This window comes from Streptomyces sp. AB3(2024), assembly GCF_041862025.1.
Lineage (GTDB): Bacteria > Actinomycetota > Actinomycetes > Streptomycetales > Streptomycetaceae > Streptomyces.
Genome location: NZ_JBGWAB010000205.1, coordinates 1 through 8,941, shown reverse-complemented (window position 1 = coordinate 8,941; position 8,941 = coordinate 1). Strand labels below are relative to the sequence as shown.

9 protein-coding genes are annotated in these 8,941 nt (G+C 73.5%); 2 read left to right on the top strand and 7 right to left on the bottom strand.

Annotation, left to right across the window (positions count from 1 at the left end; translation table 11 throughout):
* Nucleotides 1-105 precede the first annotated feature (105 nt).
* Genes ACEPPI_RS38490 through ACEPPI_RS38480 form a run of 3 tightly spaced genes read right to left on the bottom strand, consistent with a single transcriptional unit; the run spans nt 106 to nt 2,135 of the window.
* Nucleotides 106-540, bottom strand: a complete 435-nt coding sequence (locus tag ACEPPI_RS38490; RefSeq protein ID WP_373919909.1) for a VOC family protein — start codon at nt 538-540, stop codon at nt 106-108.
* The gene (locus tag ACEPPI_RS38485; protein WP_373919908.1) at nt 519-1,502 is read right to left on the bottom strand and encodes a tellurite resistance/C4-dicarboxylate transporter family protein; all 984 of its coding nucleotides are present in this window, start codon (nt 1,500-1,502) and stop codon (nt 519-521) included. The genes ACEPPI_RS38490 and ACEPPI_RS38485 overlap by 22 nt, the downstream gene beginning before the upstream one ends.
* Before the next feature lie 6 nt (nt 1,503-1,508).
* Nucleotides 1,509-2,135, bottom strand: coding sequence for an alpha-ketoglutarate-dependent dioxygenase AlkB (locus tag ACEPPI_RS38480; protein WP_373919907.1), 627 nt, complete (start codon nt 2,133-2,135; stop codon nt 1,509-1,511).
* Between the two features lie 107 nt (nt 2,136-2,242).
* On the opposite strand from ACEPPI_RS38480, the gene ACEPPI_RS38475 reads away from it, so the two are divergent.
* Both ACEPPI_RS38475 and ACEPPI_RS38470 read left to right on the top strand, forming a co-directional pair.
* Nucleotides 2,243-3,940, top strand: coding sequence for an AMP-binding protein (locus tag ACEPPI_RS38475; protein WP_373919906.1), 1,698 nt, complete (start codon nt 2,243-2,245; stop codon nt 3,938-3,940).
* 173 nt (nt 3,941-4,113) lie between these two features.
* Entirely contained in the window at nt 4,114-4,833 is a 720-nt protein-coding gene (locus ACEPPI_RS38470) for a hypothetical protein (RefSeq protein ID WP_373919905.1), read from the top strand.
* A 35-nt stretch (nt 4,834-4,868) separates the two neighbouring features.
* Here the strand turns inward: ACEPPI_RS38470 and ACEPPI_RS38465 are convergent, their stop codons facing one another.
* The 4 genes from ACEPPI_RS38465 to ACEPPI_RS38450 form a co-directional block, all read right to left on the bottom strand.
* Nucleotides 4,869-5,843, bottom strand: a complete 975-nt coding sequence (locus ACEPPI_RS38465; RefSeq protein ID WP_373919904.1) for an NAD(P)-dependent alcohol dehydrogenase — start codon at nt 5,841-5,843, stop codon at nt 4,869-4,871.
* Complete coding sequence (locus tag ACEPPI_RS38460; RefSeq protein WP_373919903.1) at nt 5,840-6,085, bottom strand: helix-turn-helix transcriptional regulator; 246 nt, start codon at nt 6,083-6,085, stop codon at nt 5,840-5,842. Before ACEPPI_RS38460 ends, ACEPPI_RS38465 begins: the two co-directional genes overlap by 4 nt.
* Entirely contained in the window at nt 6,079-6,477 is a 399-nt protein-coding gene (locus ACEPPI_RS38455; RefSeq protein WP_373919902.1) for a hypothetical protein, read from the bottom strand. The genes ACEPPI_RS38460 and ACEPPI_RS38455 overlap by 7 nt, the downstream gene beginning before the upstream one ends.
* A gap of 112 nt (nt 6,478-6,589) precedes the next feature.
* The gene (locus tag ACEPPI_RS38450; protein WP_373919910.1) at nt 6,590-8,728 is read right to left on the bottom strand and encodes a SpoIIE family protein phosphatase; all 2,139 of its coding nucleotides are present in this window, start codon (nt 8,726-8,728) and stop codon (nt 6,590-6,592) included.
* Between the last annotated feature and the right edge of the window lie 213 nt (nt 8,729-8,941).

The following is an 8,941-nucleotide window of genomic DNA, read 5'->3' as shown; positions in this document are numbered from 1 at the left end:
CATATCAACCGCGGCGTCCAACTCCACCTCCTCGATCTCCTCGACACCGACATCGGACAAACCCGATGGCCACAGACCTGAAACGGTCACCCGCGAAGTACGGGTCTAGTGCGAGACGCAGAGCTCGTTGCCCTCCGGGTCGGCGAGGGTGGTCCAGGCGAAGGGGCCCTGGCGGCCCTCGTGGAGGCGGGTGGCGCCCTTGGACAGGAGGCGCTCGACGAGGGCCTCGGGGTCGTCCTCGCCGGTGCGGACGTCGAGGTGGACGCGGTTCTTGACGGTCTTGGGCTCCAGTACGAACTGGAAGAGCATCCGGGGGGCGCGGTCGAGCCCGTCGGGGTGGCGGATGCCGGCGCCGGCCTTCCAGACGAGCGTGCCGCGGTGGGTGGTGGTGTCCTCCTCCGTGGCATGGCCGGCTTCGATCATGCCGCGGATGAACTTCTCGTCGCTCGGATCCACTTCCCAGCCGAGGGACTCGGCCCACCAGTCGGCGAGCGCGTGCGGTGCGGTGGAGTCGATGGTCACCTGAAACGTGTAGGCCATGCCCGGACCCTACTGAGCGTCCCGGGGCGCCGCCAGCGCGGTTGCGCCGCCCAGGCCACGAGGGTGAGCAGCCAGGCGGCGACCGCGATCCAGAGCAGCACCTCGCCGAGGGGGTGCAGCCAGGGCACGCCGGTGGGCACGGCGGCGGAGAGGCAGGCGGTGGCCGTCATGCCGAGCGGGAAGACGGTGGACCAGCGGCGGATGTCGTAGTGCGTACGGGGGCTGCGGACTTCGGCGGCGAGCAGGACGGCGTACCAGCCCAGGGAGATCGCCAGGGCCACGAGGGTGGCGGTGCGCAGCGCGGTGTGCGCGGCGCCGGTCCACAGGGGGGCGGCGGTGAGCTTGGCGCCGGCCAGGGCGGTGATGGACAGGGCGCCGCCCGCCACCCAGTGGTCGCCGGCCCCGCCGAGCACCTCCCGGAAGTCGAAGCGGCGCAGGGCGACGACGTACAGCAGAGCGCCGAGGCAGAAGCAGGCCAGGGCGGCCCGGTTCAGCCAGTCGAGGCGGTGGGCGGCGGCGAGGGTGGCCGACAGGACGGCGAGTCCCTGGGTGGCGACGCACACGAGGAAGGCGGCCCCGGGCATGCGGTGGTGCCAGTGACGCATGACGGCGCAGAGGAGGCCGGGCCAGATCACGGCGGAGAGGACGAGCAGGGCGGCGGCCAGGCCCTGGAGTCCGAGCTGGGAGAGGCGGGTGCCGAGCACGGCCGTGGCGGCGACCGCGGTCAGGGCGGCCGGGGTGTCGGCCTCGGCGCGGAAGCGGCCGCGGTCGGCGGCGAGCCGGATGACGAAGTCGGCGGCGAGCAGGAGCCACAGCACGGCGGCGATGACCAGCGCGGCCAGCGAGGCTCCGGTGTGGCCGGTCAACTGGAGGCCGACGGAGAGGATGCCGGCGGCCATGACCGCACCGCCGGCGGCGGGCGGGAGTCCCGCCCACCAGCTGCACACCGCCCGGTCGGCCATCGCCGCTCACATCACGCCGCGGGTGCGGAACTGGATGCTGATCCGGGGGCCGACGGCCCGGACGGACTTGGGGACGGCGTGTTCCATGGTGCGCTGGCAGGAGCCGCCCATCACGACGAGGTCGCCGTGGCCGAGCGGCAGCCGCAGCAGGACGGGGCCGCCGTCGCGGGGGCGCAGCACCAGGTCGCGGGGGTCTCCGACGGAGAGGATCGCGACCATGGTGTCCTCGGTGGCGGAGCGGCCGGTGCGGTCGCCGTGCCAGGCGACGCTGTCGCGGCCGTCGCGGTAGAGGCAGAGCCCGGCGGTGACGAAGGGTTCGCCGAGTTCGGCCGCGTAGTGGCGGCCGAGGGCCTCGCGGGCCTCGGTGAGCACGGGGTGCGGGAGGGGCTCGCCGGCCCCGTAGGAGGCCAGCAGCCGGGGCACTTCCACCCGTCGGTCGTACATCTGCCGGCTCTCGGCGCGCCAGGGCACGTCGGCGGCGAGCCGTTCGAAGAGGGCGTCGGCGCCGGCGAGCCAGCCGGGGAGCCGGTCGACCCACGCTCCGGCGCCCAGCCCGGTCCGCCGCACCGGCGAGAGCGGTCCGAGCCGGATCTCGTCGGTCTGGTCGAAGAGGGAGCCCTGGAGTGCGTGCATGGTTCCAGCCTACCGCCGCATCCGAACACCTGCTCGATTACATGTCCACGCCGCGCCCCCCGGCTCACCCCCGTACCCCTGGTGCTGCGGCCCGCCGGGAGGGGATCATGGGCGGCGCGCGTTGGCCGTCATCGCCGCAGCGAGTGCAGGAGGTACGTGTGTCCGTAGCGTCGAGTCGTGCGTCCGGGAGTTCCGGGGTCCCTCTGCTCCGCGAGACGATCGGGGACAACCTCGACCGGACCGTGCGGCGCTTCCCCGGCCGGGACGCCCTCGTGGACGTGGCCGCCGGCCGCCGGTGGACGTACGCGGAGCTGGCCGCCGAGGTGGACGCCCTGGCCCTCGGGCTGCTGGACCTCGGGATCGTCAAGGGCGACCGGGTCGGCATCTGGGCGCCCAACCGCGCCGAGTGGACGCTGGTGCAGTACGCGACCGCGAAGATCGGGGCGATCCTGGTCACCGTCAACCCGGCGTACCGCTCCCACGAGCTGGAGTACGTGCTCGGCCAGTCCGGCATCCGGCTCCTGGTCGCCGCGGAGAGCTTCAAGACCTCCGACTACGCGGCGATGATCGAGGAGGTCCGGCCGCGCTGCCCGGGGCTGGAGTTCACCGTCCTGTTCGACGGGCCGGAGTGGGAGGCGCTGCTGGAACGCGGACGCGCGGCCGATCCGGACGCGCTGGCGCGGGCGCGGGCCGCGCTGGGCCCGGACGACCCGATCAACATCCAGTACACCTCGGGCACCACGGGCTTCCCCAAGGGCGCCACCCTCTCGCACCACAACATCCTCAACAACGGCTTCTTCGTCGGCGAGCTGTGCGGGTACGACGAGCGGGACCGGGTGTGCATCCCCGTCCCCTTCTACCACTGCTTCGGGATGGTGATGGGCAACCTCGCCTGCACCAGCCACGGTGCGGCGATGGTGATCCCCGCACCCGCCTTCGACCCGGCGGCGACGCTGGCGGCGGTGGAGGCGGAGGCCTGCACCTCGCTGTACGGGGTCCCCACCATGTTCATCTCCGAGCTGGCCGCCCCCGGCTTCGACGGGTACGACCTGTCGAGCCTGCGCACCGGGATCATGGCGGGATCACCGTGCCCGGTGGAGGTCATGAACGAGGTCATCGAGCGGATGGGGATGACCGAGGTCTCCATCTGTTACGGCATGACGGAGACCTCTCCCGTGTCCACGCAGACCCGGGTGGACGACTCCGTCGAGCGCCGGGTCTCCACCGTGGGCCGGGTGGGCCCGCACCTGGAGATCCAGGTGGTCGATCCGCAGTCGGGCCGGACCGTCCCCCGCGGCACCCCGGGCGAACTGTGCACCCGGGGCTACTCGGTCATGCTCGGCTACTGGGGCGAGCCGGAGAAGACCGCCGAGGCCGTCGACCCGGAGGGCTGGATGCACACCGGCGACCTGGCGGTCATGGACGGGGACGGCTACCTGAGCATCACCGGCCGGATCAAGGACATGGTGATCCGGGGCGGCGAGAACCTCTACCCGCGCGAGATCGAGGAGTTCCTCCACGCCCACCCCGACGTCCTGGACGTCCAGGTCATCGGGGTGCCCGACCCGAAGTACGGGGAGGAGCTGATGGCGTGGGTGCGGATGCGCGAGGGGGCCGAGCCGCTGACCGCGCAGACCGTGCGCGCGTACTGCGCCGGGCGGCTCGCCCATTTCAAGATCCCCCGCTACGTCCACGTCGTGGAGGAGTTCCCCATGACCGTCACCGGGAAGATCCGCAAGATCGAGATGCGTGCGATGGCGGCCCGCCTGCTGGAGGCGCAGGCCGCGGGGGCCGGCGGCGCCTGACCCCGCTCCGGCTGCGGTGGGCGGGGCGGGGCAGCCCGGTCGGGGTGGCGGATCCTTTCGCCAGTACGACTGATCCGCCCATGTGGGTGGACCCGCGTCACCGCCCCCGGCCGGACCCGGCACCCGCGCCTATAAAGGGGCCCGTCACATTGATCGACTGATGGGTCCTCACCATGCTGCAGGCCGCTCTGCGGGTGCTCGCCGCCGTCTCCCTCGCCTCCCTCGGCTCCGCCGCCGTCTCCCCCGCCACGGCCGCCGCCTCGCCCGTCACCGCGGCGGCCGTCTACGACGACCCGCTCACCACGCCCTGCGGACCGACCGTCGAGTACCGCGCCCGGGACTGGTGGCGCACGACGACCAACCCCTCGCTGGCCGGCCCGGTCGCCGAAGCCGCCGCGGCCGAGCGGTGGCAGTGGCGCACGGACGTCAACACCCTGTGGCGCGGCGACACCCGGGAGACCGTGGACGAGATCTTCCGGACCGGTTTCACGCCCCGGGGCGAGCAGGTGACCCCGCTCGCCGAGTACATCGTCAAGGGCGGCGGCCAGAACAGCGCGCACCTCAGCACCAGTTGTGAGAAGTGGGTGGCGCAGAAGTTCGCCACGTACGGCAGCGAGAAGACCGGCTGGGTCTACGAGATCTACGCCCCCGGCGGCATCGACGTGAACGCCACCGCCCGCCTGAACAACTACAACTCGCCCTACCTCTGGAACAAGGAGGTCGACTTCCCCGGCGGGGTCAAGGGCCGCTACATCAAGGGGGCCTGCAAGTTCCGGCTGACCTACACGGACCCGCAGACGAAGGTCAGCACCTTCGAGGAGCTCGGCTGCAAGAACAACGCCGACTTCGCGCCCTACGCGACGGACGCCGCCGCGCTCGCCGCGGCCCGCTGACGCGGCTCCGCCGGGCCGCCGGGCCGCCGGGCCGTTCAGATCCGGATGACCAGCTTGCCGCGCGCGCCGCCGGAGCGCAGATGGCGGATCGCCTCGGGGACCTCGTCCAGGGGGTAGGAGCGGTCCACGGCGGGGGTCACGGCGCCGGAGTCGATCAGCTCGGCCAGGGTGACGAGGTCGGCGGCGCGGGGCGCGGCGGCCAGCCCGCACAGGCGGTGGCGGACGAACGGGGACAGCAGCTGGGCGCGCAGCTGCCGGTCGGTGCCGCCGATCCAGCTCCCCTCCCCCTCACCTCCGACGATCACGAGGGTGCCGCGCGGAGTGAGGGCCCGGCGCAGCCGGCCGAGGGGCCGGTTGCCGCCGGTGTCCACGATGAGGTCGTAACGGCGGCTTCCGTCGACGGGGTCCTCGTGGGTGTGGTCCAGGACCTCGTCGGCGCCGAGGGAGCGGACCAGGTCCGCCTTGGCGGGGCGGCACGTCCCGGTGACGCGGCCCGCGCCGAGGGCCTTGGCCAGCTGGACGGCGTACGATCCGACGCCGCCCGACGCCCCGAGGACGAGCACGCTCTGGCCGGGCGCCAGCCGGCCGCGGTCGCGCAGGGCCTGCAGGGCGGTGCAGGCGGAGACGGGCACGGCCGCGGCCTGTTCGGCGGTGAGGCGGGCCGGGCGCGGTGCCAGCCGGTCGGCGCGGGCGAGGGCGTACTCGGCGAAGGCGCCGACGCCGGTCCCGTAGACCTCGTCGCCGGGGCGCAGTCCGGTCACTCCGGGGCCCACCTCCGTCACCCGGCCCGCGGCGTCCTGGCCGGGTGTCCGGGCCTTGGGGGCCCGCAGCCCGAACCCCAGGGCGCGCAGCAGGTAGGGGCGGCCCGCCATCAGGTGCCAGACGCCCTGGTCGACCCCGGCGGCGTGGACCTTCAGGAGGACCTCGCCGGTGCCGGGGACGGGCCGTTCCACCTCTTCGACGCGCAGGACCTCGGGCGGTCCGTAGACGTCCTGGACCACTGCTCTCACGGGGTGCCTCCATCGGGCAGGGGGGTGGTGGCGGAGTACTGGAAGACCTGGTCCAGCGGGACGCGGAAAACCGCGGCGATCTGGAAGGCCATCTCCAGGGTGGGCGAGTAGCGGCCCTGTTCGATGGCGATCACGGTCTGGCGGCTGACGCCGATGTGGCGGGCGAGTTCGGCCTGGGTCATCTCGCCGTGGGCGAAGCGCTGCGCCCTGATGGTGTTGGTGACCCGGGTCGGCCTCACCACGGGTGGAAGCCGAGGCGGTAGGAGACGAGTTTGACGGTGGAGCTGAGGAGGGAGGAGAGGACGAAGGCCAGGTAGACGGCGTTGGCGATCCAGAAGGTCGGCGCGTCGGCCATGGCCAGGCAGAGGGCGCTCACGGCGCCCATCACCACGAAGGACTGTCCGACGTACTCGCCGAAGCGGTGGATCTCCCGGTCGCGCTGGTCCTTGGCGGCGCCCTCCTCGCCGGAGGTGGCGGCGACGGCGATGTTGGCGGCGATCGTGACGGCGATCGACAGCCCGACCGACCACAGCAGGGCGGCGGCGTAGGGGGCCCGCTCCAGCGCCACGCCCTCGGGCCGGGACAGCACCACGCACAGGTAGGCGGCGTACGACACCGCCGCGACAACCAGCATGATCCACGAACGTCTCTCTTCGACAGCCATTCCGGCCCCCGCTTTCCATGTCAAGAAAACCAGACATGGGTAGTGTCAAGGACACCGGACATCGTGTCAAGATTCTTTGACTTCAGCCGGTCGGGGGCGGGGTGGTGCCGTGGATCCGGGCGAGGACGAGGACCGTGTCGTCCGTCGGCGCGGCGGGCAGCATGGCCGTCAGGACACGGTCCGCCATCTCCTCCAACGAGCCTTCTGCGCTGCTCAGTTCGGTGCGCAGCGCGGCCAGTCCGGCGTCGATGTCCCGGCCGCGCGCCTCGATCAGCCCGTCGGTGTAGAGGGCGAGGACGGCGCCGTCGGGAAGGTGGGTCCGCATGGTCCGGAAGGGAACGCCGCCGACCCCGAGGGGGACGCCCATGGCGTCGGCGAGGGTCTCCACGGCCCCGTCCGGGTGGCGCACCAGGAGCGGGGGGTGGCCGGCTCCGGCGATCCGGGCGTCGCCGGTGTGGGGGTCGTAGGCCACGTAGAGGCAGGTGGCCAGCTCGATGCCGGACTCCCTTGCGCAGAGGTCGAGTTCGGTGAGCAGGTCGTGCGGCTCCGGGCCGTGCCGGGCCAGCGCCTCGGCCGTGATGCGCAGCCGTCCCATCGACGCGGCGGCCGGTACGCCGTGGCCCATGACGTCACCGACGACGAGGGCGACCCGGTCACCGGGCAGTCCGATCACGTCGTACCAGTCGCCGCCGACCTCGGTGACACGGCTGCCGGGGAGGTAGCGGTGGGCGACGGTGAGGTGGGGGCCGGGCTGCAGCGCATCGGGCAGCAGGGCGCGCTGCAGGGTCAGGGCGATGTCCTGGACCTGGCTGTAGAGGCGTGCGTTGTCCAGGCACAGGGCGGCACGGGAGGCGAGTTCGCCGGCCAGGCTCAGGTCCTGCTCGGTGAAGGCGGGGCGCTCGACGGCCCGGCCGAACATGGCGATGCCCTGGACGGTGCCGCGGGCGACGAGCGGGGCGATCAGGATGCCGACCAGGCCGCTGTCCAGGATCACCCGGGCGCGCTCGGGGTGCGCGATGGTACGGGTGGTGAAGTCCTCGTCCACGGGGACGAGGAGCGGGCGGCCCGTGGCGAACATCCGGTGGACGCTGGAGCCGGGCGGGTACTTCACGTGTTCGAGGCCCTCAAGCTGTTCGACGGCGGGCCGGGACAGCTTCGCCCGGGCGGCGATCCGGCGGGTGAAGAGGGGCAGGCGCGGGTCGAAGGCCTCGGTGGGGTCCATCCACTCCACCAGTTCGACGACCGAGCCGTCACAGAACTCCGGGACGGCGACGTCGACCAGTTCCCGGGCGGTGGTGGCCACGTCGAGGGTGGTGCCGATCCGGGCGGCCGCCCGGTCCAGCAGGTCGAGGCGCCGGCGGGCGGCCGTCGCCTCCAGGAGCGCCCGCTCCCGGTCGGTGACGTCCACGACCAGTCCGCCCACCCCGGAACGGGTGCCGACCGCGCGGCTGAGCGGGAAGAGGCTGAACGAACGCACCTGGTCGCGGTCGGGGTGGCCCGGGGTCCGCAGTCCCACCAGGGTGTCGACCAGCGGGCTGCCCCCGCCGGCGACGGCGCGCAGCATGCGCGCGAACTCGCCGCCGTCGGAGGTGGTCATGATCTCGGTGGCGGGGCGGCCCAGGTGGTCGCGGGCGGGGATCCCGTCCATGTCGGCCAGCGCCTGGTTGACGTGGACGTAGCGCAGGTCCTCGTCGAGCATGACCAGGCCGATGGGGCAGGTCTCGAAGAGGGCGTCGAGGAAGGCGAGGTTCGCCTTGACGCGGTCGAGCTCGTCGCTCCTGCTGGCCAGGCCCATGACCACGGAGCCGCCGGCGGCTCCGGTCACCGGGAAGACGCGGAACCCGCAGTCGAAGACGGTGCCGTCCCGGTGCAGGACCGGCAGCCGGACGCGCCAGTACCCGAGGGTGCGGCCACGTTCGGCGAGGAGTTCGGCCGGGCCGGGGTCGGGGTCGGCGGAGTCGGAGCCGGAGCCGGGGAAGGCCGGATCGGAGCCGGCGGAGGCCCGGTCGGAGCCGGCGGGGGGAAAGAGGAGTGCGGCGGGACGGGTGAGGACGTCGGCGGCCGCGTGGCCGAAGAGGTCCTGCGCGCCGGGGCCCCAGTAACAGACCCGGCCCTCGCCGTCCATGCCGAAGACGGCCACGGCCACGTGCTCCAGCAGCGATCCCGGTTCGGACAGGATCGGGCCGTGTGCCCGTGCCTCCCCCGGCTGATCCGACGGCAGCACCGGCGGCCTCCTCTGCCGTCCGCCCCGCAGCGGGGCGGAGAACGTCCCCTTCATTCTGCGCGCAGCGCGCGGGACGGGCAGGGTGGGCACGGCGCCCGGGGCCGGGGGGGGGGGGGGGGGGGGGGGGGGGGGGGCGCGGGCGGGGGGGGGGGGGGGGGGGGGGGGGGGGGGGGGGGGGGGGGGGCGTGCGGTCGGGTTTGTGCGGGGCGG